This is a genomic window from Nonomuraea sp. NPDC048916 (genome assembly GCF_040649575.1).
Taxonomy (GTDB): Bacteria; Actinomycetota; Actinomycetes; order Streptosporangiales; family Streptosporangiaceae; genus Nonomuraea.
On the sequence record NZ_JBEZFS010000341.1, the window covers coordinates 1 to 339 of the forward strand.

General features: G+C 72.3%; 1 pseudogene. It reads right to left on the bottom strand.

Annotation, left to right across the window (positions count from 1 at the left end):
• Positions 1-339: pseudogene (locus AB0C16_RS41140) on the bottom strand (methionine adenosyltransferase); the annotation flags it as partial.

Sequence of the window (339 nt, forward strand, 5' to 3'; positions counted from 1 at the left end):
GGAGACGACCACGGTGTCGAGGCGGACCGGCAGGTCGCCGTCGTACTCGATGGTGACCTGGGTCTTGCCGTCGGGCCGCAGGTAGGGCACCAGGCCCGACTTGCGCACCTCCGACAGGCGCTGGGCCAGCCGGTGGGCCAGCGTGATCGGCAGCGGCATCAGCTCGGGCGTCTCTCGGCACGCGTAGCCGAACATCAGCCCCTGGTCACCGGCGCCCTGCCGGTCCAGCTCGTCGCCGTCGCCGTCGACGCGGTGCTCGTAGGCGTCGTCGACCCCCTGGGCGATGTCGGGCGACTGCGCCCCGATGGACACCGACACGCCACACGAGGCGCCGTCGAA